At 74.6% G+C, this 14,905-nt stretch carries 12 protein-coding genes; 7 read left to right on the top strand and 5 right to left on the bottom strand.

All coding sequences use genetic code 11. The features are described from left to right. Positions 1-12 precede the first annotated feature (12 nt). Positions 13-891, top strand: coding sequence for a geranyl diphosphate 2-C-methyltransferase (locus ABT263_RS33635; protein ID WP_329491088.1), 879 nt, complete (start codon positions 13-15; stop codon positions 889-891). A gap of 117 nt (positions 892-1,008) precedes the next feature. Here ABT263_RS33635 and ABT263_RS33640 read toward each other — a convergent pair whose 3' ends face one another. Beyond that, positions 1,009-1,770 (bottom strand): maleylpyruvate isomerase family mycothiol-dependent enzyme, encoded by a 762-nt coding sequence (locus ABT263_RS33640; protein WP_329491087.1) that lies wholly within the window; start codon positions 1,768-1,770, stop codon positions 1,009-1,011. Positions 1,771-1,967: 197 nt separating this feature from the next. Here ABT263_RS33640 and ABT263_RS33645 point away from each other — a divergent pair, with 197 nt between their 5' ends. Then, a complete protein-coding gene (locus ABT263_RS33645) occupies positions 1,968-2,987 on the top strand; it encodes an alpha/beta hydrolase (protein ID WP_352296385.1) in 1,020 nt (339 codons plus the stop codon). A gap of 101 nt (positions 2,988-3,088) precedes the next feature. Here the strand turns inward: ABT263_RS33645 and ABT263_RS33650 are convergent, their stop codons facing one another. The 4 genes from ABT263_RS33650 to ABT263_RS33665 form a co-directional block, all read right to left on the bottom strand. Continuing rightward, positions 3,089-4,702 (bottom strand): PLL family lectin, encoded by a 1,614-nt coding sequence (locus ABT263_RS33650; protein WP_352296388.1) that lies wholly within the window; start codon positions 4,700-4,702, stop codon positions 3,089-3,091. Further along, positions 4,699-7,014, bottom strand: a complete 2,316-nt coding sequence (locus tag ABT263_RS33655; protein WP_352296390.1) for a DUF8189 domain-containing protein — start codon at positions 7,012-7,014, stop codon at positions 4,699-4,701. Before ABT263_RS33655 ends, ABT263_RS33650 begins: the two co-directional genes overlap by 4 nt. A gap of 70 nt (positions 7,015-7,084) precedes the next feature. Further along, positions 7,085-8,281: a glycoside hydrolase family 183 protein gene (locus ABT263_RS33660; protein WP_352296393.1), complete on the bottom strand. Its 1,197-nt coding sequence runs from the start codon at positions 8,279-8,281 to the stop codon at positions 7,085-7,087. A gap of 163 nt (positions 8,282-8,444) precedes the next feature. Continuing rightward, positions 8,445-8,750, bottom strand: coding sequence for a hypothetical protein (locus ABT263_RS33665; protein ID WP_352296396.1), 306 nt, complete (start codon positions 8,748-8,750; stop codon positions 8,445-8,447). A gap of 91 nt (positions 8,751-8,841) precedes the next feature. On the opposite strand from ABT263_RS33665, the gene ABT263_RS33670 reads away from it, so the two are divergent. From ABT263_RS33670 to ABT263_RS33690, 5 genes are all read left to right on the top strand, one after another. Next, positions 8,842-11,346 carry a helix-turn-helix domain-containing protein gene (locus tag ABT263_RS33670; protein WP_352296399.1) on the top strand — a complete coding sequence of 835 codons (2,505 nt, stop codon included), beginning with the start codon at positions 8,842-8,844 and terminating at the stop codon, positions 11,344-11,346. Between the two features lie 244 nt (positions 11,347-11,590). Beyond that, positions 11,591-12,190, top strand: a complete 600-nt coding sequence (locus ABT263_RS33675) for a serine hydrolase domain-containing protein (RefSeq protein WP_352296402.1) — start codon at positions 11,591-11,593, stop codon at positions 12,188-12,190. Continuing rightward, positions 12,175-12,732, top strand: coding sequence for a serine hydrolase domain-containing protein (locus tag ABT263_RS33680; protein ID WP_352296415.1), 558 nt, complete (start codon positions 12,175-12,177; stop codon positions 12,730-12,732). The genes ABT263_RS33675 and ABT263_RS33680 overlap by 16 nt, the downstream gene beginning before the upstream one ends. A 74-nt stretch (positions 12,733-12,806) precedes the next feature. Next, positions 12,807-13,886, top strand: coding sequence for an alpha/beta hydrolase (locus ABT263_RS33685; RefSeq protein ID WP_352296409.1), 1,080 nt, complete (start codon positions 12,807-12,809; stop codon positions 13,884-13,886). A 102-nt stretch (positions 13,887-13,988) separates the two neighbouring features. Then, the gene (locus ABT263_RS33690) at positions 13,989-14,822 is read left to right on the top strand and encodes a DUF6585 family protein (protein ID WP_352296412.1); all 834 of its coding nucleotides are present in this window, start codon (positions 13,989-13,991) and stop codon (positions 14,820-14,822) included. Positions 14,823-14,905 lie beyond the last annotated feature (83 nt).

Here is a 14,905-nt window from a genome sequence, read left to right on the forward strand (position 1 = left end):
AGGAGCTGACCCATGACCACGACCGATATCCCCACCACGCCCACCAGCCTCGTTCCCGGTCCCGCCACGCCCTACCAGGGCGACATCGCCCGCTACTGGGACCACGAGGCCCGACCCGTCAATCTGCGCCTCGGTGACGTCGACGGCCTCTACCACCACCACTACGGCATCGGCGACATCGACCACGCCTCGCTGGGCGACCCGGACGACAGCGAGCGCGAGAAGAAGGTGATCGCCGAGCTGCACCGGCTGGAGTCCGCCCAGGCGGAGGTGCTGCTGGACCACCTGGGCCCGATCGCCCCCGACGCCACCCTGGTGGACGCCGGCTGCGGCCGCGGCGGCTCCATGGTGATGGCCCACCAGCGCTTCGGGTGCAAGGTCGAGGGCGTCACCCTCTCCGCCAAGCAGGCCGAGTTCGGCAACCGGCGCGCCCGGGAGCTCGGCATCGACGGCTCGGTCCGGTCCCGGGTCTGCAACATGCTCGACATGCCCTTCGAGACCGGCCAGGTGGCGGGCTCGTGGAACAACGAGTCCAGCATGTACGTCGACCTGCACGACCTCTTCGCCGAGCACTCCCGGATGCTGGCGGTCGGCGGCCGGTACGTCACCATCACGGGCTGCTGGAACCCCGCCTACGGGCAGCCGTCGAAGTGGGTGTCCCAGATCAACGCGCACTTCGAGTGCAACATCCACTCCCGCCGGGAGTACCTGCGTGCCATGGCGGACAACCGGCTCGTGCCGCAGGCCGTCATCGACCTCACTCCGGCGACCCTGCCGTACTGGGAGCTGCGTGCGACCTCCTCGCTCGTCACGGGCATCGAGGAGGCGTTCATCTCCTCGTACAAGGACGGCTCCTTCCAGTACGTCCTGATCGCGGCCGACCGGGTCTGACCGGGCCGACCGGGCCGACCTGGCCGGCTCCCGGGGCCGGGTGTGGCGAGGGGCACCGCCCCGGCCGCACCCGGCCCGCCGCGTTCGCGACGGCCGGCCCCGCCGGTCAACGCGGAGTCAGAACGCGGAGTTGGCCACCCAGTGCGCCAGCAGGCCCTCGTCCCCCGTCACCTCGAAGCGGCCGGCGGCCCGGTCCAGCCGGCCGTAGAGGAACAGCAGCAGGTCCGCCGCGGTGCCGCGCACCGTCACGTCGGCGGCCGTCCCGGCACCCTGCGGGTCGAGTCCGAAACCGTCGGGCCGCAGCCGGACCAGCCAGTCCCCGGCCCCGTCGGTGCGGGTGAACCGGACGGTCCGGTCGTCCGCCCGCAGGAGGGCCGTCCCGGGCGCGAAGCCGGCGGCGAAGGGCAGGTTGACCAGGAACTCCGCGACGCCGTCGGCCGCCAGCGCCGGGTCGATCCCGGGGTGCAGGCCCAGGGCGAGCTCCGCGTCCACGCGGTGCACCAGGGTTTCGAAGAGCATCCGGCGCACCCAGAACCGCGCGTGCTGGTCGGCGCCCCAGGCCCACATCGGGGCGTCGAGGTCGGCCGCGGCGAACTCCGCACCGGCCTCGACCGCGGCCTCGGCCAGCCAGTCGGGGTAGCCGTCCGGCCCCTCCGGCAGCCGCAGGTCGACCTCCCGGCTGCGCGGCGGCTCCTGGATCCGCTGCCGCAGCAGCACGGTGAACCAGCGCTGCACGCTCCCGGCGTGACGCACCAGGTCGGCCAGCGTCCAGCCGGGGCAGGTGGGCACCGCGGTGGACGGGTCGGCGGCACGGACGACGGCGACGAAGCGGGCGGTCTCCGCGGCGACAGCGGCGGGGTGATCGAGGGTGGTGGTCATGGCCACCATTCTCCCGGCCCCCGCCCGACCGGGCCGCCCCGGGTGGGCCGGAGCCGGCCGCCCGCGAGAGCGACGGACCGGCCGCGGCCCGGCCGGACGGGTGATTGACTGGGCCCTATGGACCTCGTTCATTCGACGTGCTGCCTCCCCCCGGTCCCGTCCGGCCGGCGCCCCGGGGCTCGACCGGACGGCCCGGCATGAGCGTCGCCGACCCGCCGGGCGCACCCGGCCCCGCCCCGAAGGCCCGGACCGCGCCCCCGTTCGACCCCGAGCTGGCCGCCGCGCTGGCGGCTCTGGGCGACGCGGCCGGGGAGCCGCTCACCCCGGCGAACCTGGCGGCCCGCCAGGCCCGGGACACCGCGACCCGGCCCCGGCCCGCCGTCCACGAGCTGACCGACGGCGGCCGTTTCGAGGTGGCCGAACTCCGGGTACCGGGACCGCCGGACGGGCCGGAGGTCACCCTGCTGAGCGCCCGGCCCGCCGGGATCTCCCGGCCGCTGCCGCTGCTGTACTACCTGCACGGCGGCGGCATGGTCATGGGCAACGCCTGGTCCGTCCTCCCCCGGGTGCTGCGGGAGTGGGCGCTCCCGCTGGAGCTGGCCGTCATCTCCGTCGAGTACCGGCTGGCACCGCCGGCGCGGTACCCCGGACCGGTGGAGGACTGCTACGCCGGCCTGACCTGGGCGGTCGCGCACGCCGACCGGCTGGGAATCGACCCGGCGCGCATCGTGCTCGGCGGCAAGAGCGCCGGCGGCGGGCTCGCCGCCGCGCTCGCCCTGCTCACCCGGGACCGGGGCGGGCCCGTCCCGCTCGGGCAACTGCTGCTCAGCCCGATGCTGGACGACCGCGACCGCTCCTTCTCCAGCCACCAGCTGGCCGGCACCGACACCTGGGACCGCACCTCCAACGCCACCGCGTGGCAGGCCCTGCTGGGTCACCGGTACGGTGCCGCGGACCTCCCGCCCTACGCGGCCCCCGCCCGCGCCACCGACCTGTCCGGGCTGCCCCCGGCCTACGTCGACGTCGGATCGGCCGAGACCCTCCGGGACGAGGACGTGGCCTACGCCCAGGCGCTCTGGCAGGCCGGCGGCCGGGCCGAACTGCACGTGTGGCCCGGTGCCTGCCACGGCTTCGACACCCTCGCGCCGCACTCGGCGCTGGCCCGGGACGCCCGCGACGCCCGTACCCGCTGGCTCCGGCGCCTCCTCGCGCGCTGATCCGGCCGGCGCCGGCCACCGGGACCCCGTCCCCGGACGCGCCGGGGCCCGCCCGGCCGGCGGAACTCCCGGCCGGGCGGGCCCCGTCGGGGCGGCGGCCGTCAGGCCAGCGCCGGTCCGTCCGTGGAGTTGAGCCGGCCCCACCCGGACCAGGCGCTGAAACCGGTCTGCCAGCGGTGGAAGACACCGGACCCGCTGCTGCCCAGCACGTCCAGCCGGCCGTCCTGGTTGGTGGCCGCGGCGATGGCGGTGCCACCGCCGCCGAAGGTCTCCCAGCCCGACCAGCCGCCGTTCACGGCCGTCTGCCACAGGTGGGTGGCCGTGCCGCCGTTGATGGCGAACACCTCCATCCGCCCGTCGGCGGAACGCGCCGAGGACAGCTCGGAGTCGGCGGCTCCCCCGCCGGTACCGGTCCAGGCCGACCAGCTGGTGGGGCCGGTCTGCCAGCGGTGGAACACCCCGGTACCGCTGGAGGTGAACACCTCCAGCCGACCGTCCGAGTTGTGATTGACCGTCAGCCCGTGCCCGCCGCCGCCGCCGAAGGAGTCCCAGGCCGACCAGCCCCCGCTGGGCGCGGTCTGGTATAGGTGGCCGAAGGTGGTGTCCGACAGGGCGAACAGCTCCAGCCGGCCGTCGGGCGCGTTCTCCATCTGCAGCCGTGCACCGGCGGGGCCGCCGACCCCGGCCCACCCGGCGAAGGCGCCGTTGGGCGCGGTCTGCCAGGTGTGGAACACCCCGGTGGCATTGGAGGCGAAGACCTCGATCCGCCCGTCGGCGTTGCCACCGGCCGCGATCCGGGACCCGCCGCCGCCGAGCCCGGCCCACCCCGACCAGCCGGCGTTCGGCGCGGTCTGCCAGAGGTGGGCCAGCGTGCTCCCGTTGAGCGCGAACAGCTCCAGCCGGCCGTCCTGGTTCGGCGCGATGGCCAGCTGGGCGTTGCCCGGGCCGCCCTCGTCGACCCATTCCGACCAGCCGCCGTTGACGGACAGCTGCCAGGTGTGCCAGACACCGCCCGGGCCCGCGGCGAAGGTCTCCAGCCGGCCGTCCGCGTCGCGGCCGGAGACCATCCGGCCGGACGGGTACGGGTGCGGGCGCGGCCCGGCCGGGCCGTCCTCGACCACCCGGTGGTAACGGCGGGCGCTGAACGAGCCGTTGGGGTGCCCGTCCAGTGAGGCGTCGCCGATGTTGGCGGTGAGGTGGCGGACCGGCGCGGAGCCGAAGGAGTAGTAGGAGAAGTCGCCGTCGCCGTCGAGCCACTGGTCGAAGAGGAAGACGTGCTCGCTGTAGTTGTCGAGGATGTCACCGGGGCGCAGGTCACCGCGGTCGATGGGGTACGAGTACGTGTCCGACAGCGACCCGGTCCAGGCGTTGGCGTTCAGGTGCCAGGCCATCGACACGTAGCCCGAGCAGTCCCGGCGGTAGTCGAAGTCGCCGCCGGGGCCGGGCGAGTAGCCGCCCTGGTCGTACGGGCCCGGCTGGTGGTCGACCCAGTACTGGGCCCGCGCGATGATCTCGCCGCGGGTGATCGGGCCGCCGAGGGCCGAGTCGGCCCGGGCGCTGCCCGCGGTCGCCAGACCGGTGCCGGCCAGCGCGAGGACGAGCACGAGGGCCATCAGCAGGGCCCGGGCCGTCGCCCTGGAGGCGTGCGACGCGTGGCGGGCGGGGCGGGTGCGCGGTGGCATCGCGGTCTCGACCGTTCCTCTCGACGTGTTCATACGCCCACCCAGGCGGCGCCGCCGAAGGTGCCGTCGGCGTTCCAGGCACTCCAGCCGCCGTTGGGCGCGTTCTGCCAGATGTGCGAGATGTTGGCTCCGCCGGGGGCGAGGGCGAACGCCTCCAGCCGGCCGTCCGCGTTGCGGCTGACGTTCACGGTCGCGGCGGCGCCGCCGAAGGAGCCGTTCCAGGCGCCCCAGCCGGCGGACGGGGCCGCCTGCTCGCGGATCGCCACCCCACTGCCGTTCGGTCCCAGCACGAAGACCGCCATCCGCCCGTCGGCCTGGTGACCGACCACCGGCGCACCGCCGGTCGGGCCCCCGAACGGCCCGGCGCCGTCACCGTTCCAGCCACTCCACCCGCCGTTGGGCCCCGTCTGCCAGATGTGCGAGATCGAACCGCGATCCGGTGCCACGGCGAACACCTCCAGCCGCCCGTCAGCGTTCTGACCGACACTCAGATCGGACGCCGCGGGCCCGAAGGAGCCGTTCCAGGCGCCCCAGCCGGCGGACGGGGCCGCCTGCTCGCGGATCGCCACCCCACTGCCGTTCGGCGCCAGCACGAAGACCGCCATCCGCCCGTCGGCCTGGTGACCGACCACCGGCGTACCCCCGGTCGGGCCCCCGAACGGCCCGGCGCCGTCACCGTTCCAGCCACTCCACCCGCCGTTGGGCTCCGTCTGCCAGATGTGCGAGATCGAACCGCGGTCCGGCGCCACCGCGAACACCTCCAGCCGCCCGTCAGCGTTCTGACCGACGGTCAGGCCCGAGGCCGCAGGGCCGAAGGAGGTGTCCCACGTGCTCCAGCCGCCGTTCGGCGTGGTCTGCCAGCTGTGCTGGATGCTGCTCCGGCCGGGGCCGAGGACGAACAGCTCCAGCCGCCCGTCGGGGTCGCGGCCGACCACCGGCAGGCCGCCGACCGGACCGCCGAGCCGCTGCCACGTTCCCCAGCCGCCGTTCGGTGCCGTCTGCTCGCGGAAGAACAGCCCCTGCTGGTCCGGCGAGACCGCGAACGCGACCATCGCCCCGTTGGCCTGCCGGCCGATCGCCGGGTTCTGCCGGCCGTCGCCGAAGTCGTCCCACCCCCTGGCGGTGGGCGCCAGTTGGACGTCCAGGTAGTCGGCGTCGATGTTGATGGTGATGCCGCCGTAGGTCTCGTTCTGGCCACCGGTGTACTGGTGGATCCGCTGGTGGTTCGCCCACAGGTGGTCCGGGATCGCCGGGTCCGAGGTGCTGGTGCTGCCGTTGCCCGGCCACGCCGCGAAGTCGATGACGTCCGGCATCGCGTAGGAGGAGTAGTGGGCGACCAGGTCGGAGATCGTGCTGCCGGCACTGCCGTACACGCCCGACAGGTAGCCCCGGGCGTGCAACCGCGTGGTCCAGGCGGACAGGTAGCCCAGGACCAGGCCCGAGTACGACGGGGCGTAGTGCTCGTTGTCCATGTAGACCGGGGTGCCCGGGGGGAAGCCGAGGGCCGACATCTGCGCGATCGCGTCGTCGGCGTCGGCCGCGCCCTGGGCCGCGGACGGGATCGTGGCGCAACCGGGGCAGGCGCCCGGCGCCTGGTGGCCGACGTACAGCGGGAAGAAGTGCCAGCCGATCGAGGCCTGCCGGGCGACCCAGTCGGCGGTCAGGTTCGGCTGGTCGCAGGTGCGGTTGACGCCGCCGACGTAGATGCCGATCGCGCCGTAGGGCGAGGCGTCCATCCAGGTGCGCATGGTGGACGAGCTCGGGGCCGCGCACGGGTCGAAGCCCTGGCCCGTGTAGTTGGTGGCGCCGCCGTCCACCGCGGCCGTCAGCGCCGCGCCGGCGCCGGCCGTGATGCCACCGGCGCCGGCCGGGTCGGCCGCGCTCCGCGGTGCCTGCGCCGTCCGGCGCGGCTGCGGCAGACCGGCCCGGTCGAGGACGGTCGCCACCGCCGCCCGGTCGGTGCCGTAGGCCGCGGTGACGGTGACCGCGCCGGTGGTCGCCGTGATCTCGCGGGAGGCGGTGTTCTCCCGGGCCCCGCGCTCCGCGCCGGGCAGGGCCGGCTGCACCAGGATCGCCTCGCTGCGTCCCCGCAGGTGGGACGGGCAGTCCTGGTTCTCGCCGGGGCGGCCGAGGTAGACGGCGTGCCGGTCGAACCGCACGCAGGTGTCCGGCGCGGCGTCCAGGTCGATCACCGGCCAGGTGCCGGGGACGCGCAGCGTGGTGCCCCGGTAGGTCACGTCCTTGGCGCCGTCGGTGGCCGCGGCGGCCGGGCCGGTGGTGGCGAGGGCGGCGGAGGAGAGGAGCAGCGCGCCCACCAGCGCTCTGGTCAGGACGGCGAGTCTCACGGGGACTCCTTCCGGTGCGGCGGTCGCGGGGTGTCGAGGGGCGGCCGTGACGACCGCTGCGGGGCGCGCACTACGGCCGGATCCCGTCGAACTGCAGGACCCGGTAGGCGCCCTGCGCGGTCCACTGGGAGACGATCAGCGTCAGCGAGTTCGCACCGGCGCTGCCGGGGTGGATGTAGCCGCCGTAGAGGCTCTCGACCTGCGGCCGGCCCCAGTGGTTCGGCGGCCAGAGGTTGCTCGCCACGATCTGCGGGACCGGCGCCGACCACGCGGCGTCGGGCCGGGGCGCGGTGCGCGTGCAGATCGAACCGTCCGTCAGGTCGAGGTAGCTCATGCAGTAGCGGCCGTCGATCCGCTTCACGGAGAACTCGGCGATGTTGTTCCCGGGGCCGAACAGCGGGGTCGGCGGGGTGCCGTCGGTGGCCCAGTGCCAGCCGCCGTCGTACGCCCAGTTCTGCTGGGCCCCGAAGTCGCCGGCCCGGAACGCGTCCGGGTCGATCCGGAACAGCTGGATCGCGCCCTGGTCCGCGGTGTTCTTGTGGGTGCCGTTCCAGCGCTTGGAGTAGATGTAGAGCCAGCCGTCCGGGTCGATGCCGGCGAAGGACCACATCCCGTACATCGACTGGTTGACGCCCTGGTCCTGGCCGGGCCAGTGGTACGGGTAGTCGGTCCAGGTCCGGCCGAAGTCGTCGGAGTAGGCGACGCCCGACATCAGTGAGCCGTCCTCGCCGGCGGGCAGCGGGTCCGGGCCGATGCCGCGCGCCACCGAGGTGTACTGGAGGTAGGTGCGGCCGCCGAACTCGATGCAGTCGTTCGGGATCCGGGTGCTCTCCACCCCGTGGCCGTTGTCGGTTCCGTGGCCGTAGTCGAGGAGCTGGGCCGCGGAACCGTCGGGCATGGCGTAGCTGAACGAGATCGGGGTCGCCCCGGAGCGGTCGAAGGTCGCCTGGTTCAGCATCACCGGGGAGCCGAGGTAGCCGTTGCCGGTGTCGAAGGAGTCGCCGAACACGTAGCCCCAGGTGTTGTCGTGCTCCCGGTAGTACGGGATGCCCAGGTCGCCGCTGCCCAGCCCGTACCGGCTCGCCGAGTCACCGGGCAGCTGGCACAGGGGCGCGCCGGTCTGGCCGACGCCGTTGGTCGCGGCGGCGGGCCCGGCGGCGGCGACCCCGGCGCCCACGGCGAGGCCGGTGCCCAGGGCGAGCCCCGTCCCGGTCCGCAGGAGCGAGCGCCGGGTGAGGGCCTGCCCCGGCTGCGGTGAAGTGGACATGGATCTCCTTCGGTTGCTGGGAGGGGTGGGGTGCCGCCGGCCGGGGCACCGGACGCCGGCTCCCCGGGAGCGTGCGGCCCCGGCGCCCATGCTGGGCTCCGGCCGACCGGCCGGGACAGGCCACGGACCGGCCAAAGGCGGCCGGTGCCGGCGGCGGCGCGGCCTACCGGTACCGGGCCACCACGGCCACCACGGCCACCACGACGATCAGCAGGACGAGCGCGGCCGCGGCCGGCGCGAGCCAGCCGCGGCCGGCGTCGAGTCCTCTGCCGACCTCGACCTGGCCGCCGGGCGGGATGCCGGGATGCCGTTTCGCGTAGTGCTCGACCTGCTGCCGCTCCCCCTCGGACTCGCCGAGCCAGGCCGTCCTGGAACTGCACTCACCGCACCAGTAGCGGTAGGCCACGTCGACTCCTCGCTTCTCGCCGCACAGCGCCTGCACGAAGGCAGCGATTGTGGCGTTCGTCATGTTCGGTGGACAGGCCAACCGGCCGGACATCGCTGACCGGTCGTCACCGGTAGGCTCACCGGCGATTACCGGCGAGTAGAGAGGCGCCCCGTTGACGGATCAGCTCGGCACGCTGTTACGCCGGCTGCGCGGCCAGGCGGGCCTGACGCAGGAACAGGTGGCGGAGCGCTCCGGCGTGAGCGTGCGCACCATCCGCCGGCTGGAGAGCGGAAGGTCCAGCGACCACCGGCTGGGTACGGTCAATCTGCTGGCCGACGCCCTCGACATCAGCGCGGAGGACCGCCGGCAGCTGGCGAGCACGCTCGCCGAGGCGCGCGGCGCGTCGGCTCCCGCGGTGCCCCGGCCGGCTCCCGTGCCGCTCGAACCGGCGCCCGCTCCACCCGGCGGCCCGGCCACCGAGTCCCCGGCCCCCGGCCCGTCGGCGCCACCCGAGACCCCCGCGCCGCCCGCGCCCCGCCCGGTGCCCGGCGCGCTGGCCGACGCCGCGCAGGAGCTGGCCGGCGAGGTCAGACGCCGCTGGCGCCGCGAGGAGGCGCAGCGCCGGGTCCACGACCCGTTCCCGCTCCCGGTCCGGTGGCAGCGGGCACCGGCCGGGCTGACCGACCGTTCGGAGAACATCCAGCGGCTCGGCCCGGGGGCCGCCCCCCGCCCGATGGACCTCAGCGGTGACCTGCGGAGCGTGGCGGAGGTCTACCGGCGGATCTCCTCCGGGCGGCTGGTGATCCTCGGCCGGGCCGGCTCGGGCAAGTCGATCCTCACGATCAGGTTCGTCCTGGACCAGTTGGAGGCCCCGGGCGCCGCCGGCCGGGTCCCGGTCATCTTCAGTCTCGGCTCCTGGGACCCGACCACCACCGCGCTGCGGGACTGGCTGGTCGGGCGGCTGCTGCGCGACCACCCGCACCTGGCCCGCCGGGGCCCGCACGGGTCGACGCTGGCCGCCGCGCTGGTCGACGCCGACCTCGTCCTCCCCGTCCTCGACGGGTTCGACGAGATCGCGGAGGGCCTGCGGCGGGAGGCCCTCGACGCCCTCAACGCCACCACCCTGCCGCTCGTCCTCACCAGCCGGCACGACGAGTTCGCCGAGGCCGTCCAGGAGGCGCACGCGCCGCTGCTCTGGGCGGCCGGCATCACGCTCGCCGACCTCACCCTCGACGACCTCGGCCACTACCTGCCCCGGACGGCCCGGTCGGTCGGCCGCGGCGACGCCGCCACCGACGGGAGCGCGGACGGGTCGCTGTGGGACACCGTGCTCGACGAGCTGCGCGCCGGGGAGAGCGGGGCGGGCGCCGCTCTCGCCGCTGTGCTGACCACGCCGCTCATGGTGATCCTGGCGCGCACGGCCTACAGCGAGACACCCGGCCGCGACCCCGCCGAACTGCTCGACACCGCCCGCTTCCCCACCGCGAAGTCCCTGGAGGAGCACCTGCTGGCGGGCTTCGTCCCCGCGGTGTACCGCCGCCGCGCCCCGGAGCGGGACGCCGCCGGCCGGCCGGACCGGCCGGCGGACTGGGACACCGGTCGCGCCCAGCACTGGCTCGGCCACCTCGCGCACCACCTGGTCCGGCTCGACCACGACCGGCAGGACCTCGCCTGGTGGCAGCTCGGCGACACGCTGCCGCGCTCGACCCGGGTCCTGGCCGTGGTCGTGGCCACCTCCCTGAGCGTCGCCCTCGCCGACTGGTTCGTCGGACTGTTCGTCAGCCTGCTCGGCATCGGCTTCGGCACCGGGGCCGGCGAGGTGCTGCTGCAGGGCAGCCTGATGGGGCCGGTGGCCGGGCTCGCCTTCGGGTCGGTGTACGCGATCCTGATCACCTTCGGCGGCGGGGAGGTCTTCGAGCCGTCCCGGGTGCGGCTGCGGCTGCCCGGCACCCATGACAGCCTCGGCCGGCGGCCGGTCCGCACCTTCCTCGCCCGGTTCGGGGACGGTCTGCTCGGCGGGTCCCTGATGGGCGTCGGCTGCGCCTGCGCGCTCGCGCTGGAACGCGCGCTGTACGCGGGCTCCCCGCTGACCGACCCGGACGTCCTCGAAGGCACCCTGATCAACATGCTCTGCCTCGGGCTGACCTTCGGGTCGGCGGCCGGCCTGCTCTTCGGGCTCTCGGCCGCGCTGGAGGCGCCGGTGGACGTCACCTCCTCGGCCACCCCGGTCAGCCTGCTCAGCGCCAACCGCGCCACGGTGGCCCGGCAGTTCCTCGTCCTGGCGCCGGCCCTCACCCTCACCATCGCCGGCGGCGGGCGGCTGGTCGTCGACCTGTTCCAGGGCGTCCTGGGTCCGCTGAACTGGGGGCTGGCGGACGGCCTGTTCATCGGGGCGGTCGGCGGGATCGGCGGGACGGTCGCCTATCTGCTCGCCTTCACCGCCTGGGGCCAGTGGCTGGTGCTGGCCCGGGTCTGGCTGCCGCTGACCGGCCGGCTGCCCTGGCGCCCGGTCGCGTTCCTGGACGACGCCTACCAGCGCGGCGTGCTGCGCCAGACCGGCGCGGTCTACCAGTTCCGGCACGAACGGCTCCAGCACCACCTCGGCCGCACCTTCCGCCAGCAGCACGGCAAGTACGCACCGGCCACCTTCCCGCCCGCACCGGCCGGTACGCCGTGACCGCCGGCGCCCGGCCCGCCGGCACCGTCCGGGTGGGGCGCGCGAATCCGCAGGCCGGGGGCGGGAATCCGCGGGCCGGAGCGGGGCCGGTCACATGTGGCCGGTGCGATGGCCTGTCCGCCGGGGCGGCCGGCCCGCAGGATCACGGGTACCAGGTCGGCGCCGCGCCGACGGTCCGGGCCGACCGGACCGGTCGCGAGCACCGCGCGCCGCCATGACCACCCGCAGCAGCCCGAGGAGTCCGATGAAACCCCTACGTCTGACCGCCGCCGGCGCGGCGCTGGCGCTCGCCGCCCTCGCCGGTGCCGGGCCGGCGCACGCCGACACCCCGACCGCCGCCGGCCTCCTCCAGGCCGGCGCCCAGCAGGGGGTCGCCGACGGATACCCCGGCGTGATCGGCCTGGTCCGCCAGGGCGACACCACCCAGTACGTGCACGCGGGCGTCGGCGACCTGTCCACCAGGGTGCCCGCCGATCCGAAGGCCAGGTTCCGGATCGGCAGCAACACCAAGGCGTTCACCGCCACCGTGCTGCTCCAGCTGGAGGGCGAGCAGCGGCTGTCCCTCGACGACACCGTCGCGAAGTGGCTGCCCGGCGCGGTCGCCGCGAACGGCTACGACGGCAGCACGATCACGATCCGCCAGTTGCTGAACCACACCTCCGGCCTGCCCGACTACGCCAAGGACACCGGGTTCGCGCTGTCCTACGCGCTGAACACCGAGCCCGCCAAGGCCTGGCCGGCGCAGACCCTGGTGAACCTCGGCCTCGCCCAGCACCGGCCCACCGGCACTCCGGGCGGCAGTGGAGCTACTCCAACACCAACTACGTCCTGGCCGGCATGGTGATCAAGGCCGTCACCGGCAACGACGCCGCCGCCGAGATCCGGCAGCGGATCATCGAACCGCTCGGCCTTGCCGACACGACCTTCCCGACCAGCGATCCGACCATCTCCGACAACCACCTGCACGGCTACGAGTACCCGGTGATCGGCATCGGCATCAGGGACGTCACCGTCTCCGACGTCCAGACCTTCGGGCCCGCCGGGGCGATCGTGTCGACCCTGGACGACCTGACGGCCTTCTCCCGGGCCCTGGTCACCGGCCGGCTCCTGGCACCCGCGCAGGAGGCCGAGCTCAAGACCACCGTCCCGGTGACCGCCGACGGCACCGTGGGCTACGGCCTGGGCATCATCCACGTGCAGCTGCCGTGCGGCCAGTGGGCCTGGAGCCACAACGGCGCCGTACTGGGCTACTTCAGCGACTGGTACACCAGCGACGACGGCGCCAAGCAGGTCGCGCGCGCCAACAACGAGTTCCACCTGCTCGCCGGGACGAAGGGCCAGCAGGACACCGGCAAGGCGACGGTCGACGCCTACTGCGCGCTGTAGCACCGCGCCCCGCCCCCGTCCGTCGCCCGGCCGCGGGGCCCGCTCACCCTGCACCCACCCCGAGAGGACCTTCGATGACCTCCTTCCCGCCCGCCTGGCGCCGGCACGCCAGGGCGGCCGTCGTCGCCGCGGCGATGGCCGTGTCCGCGCTGCTCGTCGGTGTGCCCGCGCACGCGGCCGACCCGGCCCCGCCGACCTTCACCGACGGGTTCGGCCTGACCCAGGTCGGCGCCCCCGTCGTGCACTCGGACACCGACTTCACGCTGACCGTGACCACCGGTCAGCTCTCCGGCACGCACAAGATCCGGATCCTCCTCCCCCGGGGCTACGCCGCCGACCCCGGCCGGCGCTGGCCGGTGACGTACTTCCTGCACGGCGGGGCCGGCACCGTGGACGACGTCGCGGCCGCGCCCGCCCTGCACTCCGACGCGATGATCACCGTCGTCCCGGACGGCGGCCTCAAGGGCTGGTACGCCGACTGGGTCATGCAGAACACCGTGCTCGGCGCGGCCAACTGGCAGACCTTCCACACCAGCCAGGTCGTCCCCTTCATCGACGCCAACCTGCGCACCCTCGGCGACCGGTCGCACCGGGCCGTCGTCGGCCTGTCGATGGGCGGCTACGGCGCGCTGCGCTACGCCGAGTTCCGGCCCGACCTGTTCGGCCACGTCGCCTCGCTGTCCGGCGGCATCGACCTCGGCATGACCGAGATCCGCGCCACGGTCCTGGCCACCGAGCTCAACCTCCCGGGCGCGTGGTGCGCCGTGAGCACCTCCGGCAGCGGCCAGTGCGTCGGCTACGGGCCCTACGTCGACAGCGACGCGATCTTCGGCTCGCCCTACCCGGTCTTCGGCGCCGACCACGTCTGGAACGAGGTCAACCCGGCCGCGGGCGCCAACCTGGCCAAGCTGGCCGCCACCGACGTCACCCTCTACACCGGCGACCAGGGGCCCATCGACCACTTCACGGCGATCGCCACCGACACCGTCCGGACCCGGCTGAACCAGCTCGGCATCGCCAACCGCTACGTCGACTACGGCGACGGCTCGACCCTGTCGCCCACCTGCGACGGCGGCCACAACTACGGCTGCTGGGCGCCGGCGCTCGCCGACTACGTCCCCCGGCTCCAGGCCGCCTTCGACCGGGCGGGCTGAGCCCCGGCCGACCGGTGGGCCCGCACCGCCGGGGCGGGCCCACCGGTGACCGCGAACCCACGGACGCGACGAACACCCCGACCACGAGGCAGAGGACAGCGCATGACCGGACAGGACGGCCTCGCGGACGGCCGGAGCGAGCTTCTGACGCTGATCGACGAGGCGGCGGTCCGCAACCGGCTGGGTGACCGGGTGGCGGTCTACCCGGGCACCCGGTCGCAGGCGGGTTCGCTCGGCTGCGCGGTGACCGGGGCGGTGGTCTTCGGGGGGCTGGCGCTGGTGCTCTCGCTCACCGAGGCGGCGGCGCTCGCGGTCATCCCGCTCGGACTGCTGCTGCTGGTCCCGCTGGGCATCTGGAAGGAACGGTCCACGACGGCGAAGAACCAGGGCGTCCGGCTCGACCTCCACGAGCGCGGTCTCACCGCCGTGGTGAAGGGCCGGGTCCACGCCGTCCGCTACGAGAGCACGTCCGTCCTCCAGAACACCGTCCGGCACACCGGCGTCGGCGGCTACACGTCCTACGAGTACACGCTCACCGACGTGGACGGCGCGAAGGTCGTGCTGCGCGGCCGGGCGGACGGGGCGGGCGAGGTCGCCGAGAAGGGCAGATTCAGCAATCCGCGGGAGTGGGGGCCGGCGCTCCAGCAGGCCGTCACCCGGGCCCAGCTCCCCGGGGCGGTCGCCGCCCTGGACTCGGGCGGGCGACTGGAGTTCGGCCGGCTCTGGCTGACCGTGGACGCCGTCGGCTCGGCCCGCGAGTCCGCGCAGTGGCAGGAGATCCAGGAGATCAAGGTCTTCGACGGCTTCGTCAAGCTCAGGGTCGCCGGCCGGTGGCGGGCCCTGACCCACGCCGCCGTGAGCACGATCCCGAACTTCTTCGTCTTCCTCGCCCTCGCCGAACACCTGCGGCGCTCCGCCGGCCGGCCGGCGGGCTGACGACGCGGCGGGCGACCATTGTAGCACGTGTGCAGCCCAAGACATAAGGGGCATGATGATTTGACGTCGTCCCCACCTTCCTC

It is taken from the genome of Kitasatospora sp. NPDC001603, assembly GCF_040298365.1.
Taxonomy (GTDB): domain Bacteria; phylum Actinomycetota; class Actinomycetes; order Streptomycetales; family Streptomycetaceae; genus Kitasatospora.

Bases quoted from the DNA above. Each gene is read 5' to 3' on its own strand.
- ABT263_RS33650 (WP_352296388.1), bottom strand. From the start codon at position 4,702: ATGAACACGTCGAGAGGAACGGTCGAGACCGCGATGCCACCGCGCACC.
- ABT263_RS33685 (WP_352296409.1), top strand. From the start codon at position 12,807: ATGACCTCCTTCCCGCCCGCCTGGCGCCGGCACGCCAGGGCGGCCGTC.
- ABT263_RS33660 (WP_352296393.1), bottom strand. From the start codon at position 8,281: ATGTCCACTTCACCGCAGCCGGGGCAGGCCCTCACCCGGCGCTCGCTC.
- ABT263_RS33665 (WP_352296396.1), bottom strand. From the start codon at position 8,750: ATGACGAACGCCACAATCGCTGCCTTCGTGCAGGCGCTGTGCGGCGAG.
- ABT263_RS33640 (WP_329491087.1), bottom strand. From the start codon at position 1,770: ATGACCACCACCCTCGATCACCCCGCCGCTGTCGCCGCGGAGACCGCC.
- ABT263_RS33690 (WP_352296412.1), top strand. From the start codon at position 13,989: ATGACCGGACAGGACGGCCTCGCGGACGGCCGGAGCGAGCTTCTGACG.
- ABT263_RS33675 (WP_352296402.1), top strand. From the start codon at position 11,591: ATGAAACCCCTACGTCTGACCGCCGCCGGCGCGGCGCTGGCGCTCGCC.
- ABT263_RS33645 (WP_352296385.1), top strand. From the start codon at position 1,968: ATGAGCGTCGCCGACCCGCCGGGCGCACCCGGCCCCGCCCCGAAGGCC.
- ABT263_RS33635 (WP_329491088.1), top strand. From the start codon at position 13: ATGACCACGACCGATATCCCCACCACGCCCACCAGCCTCGTTCCCGGT.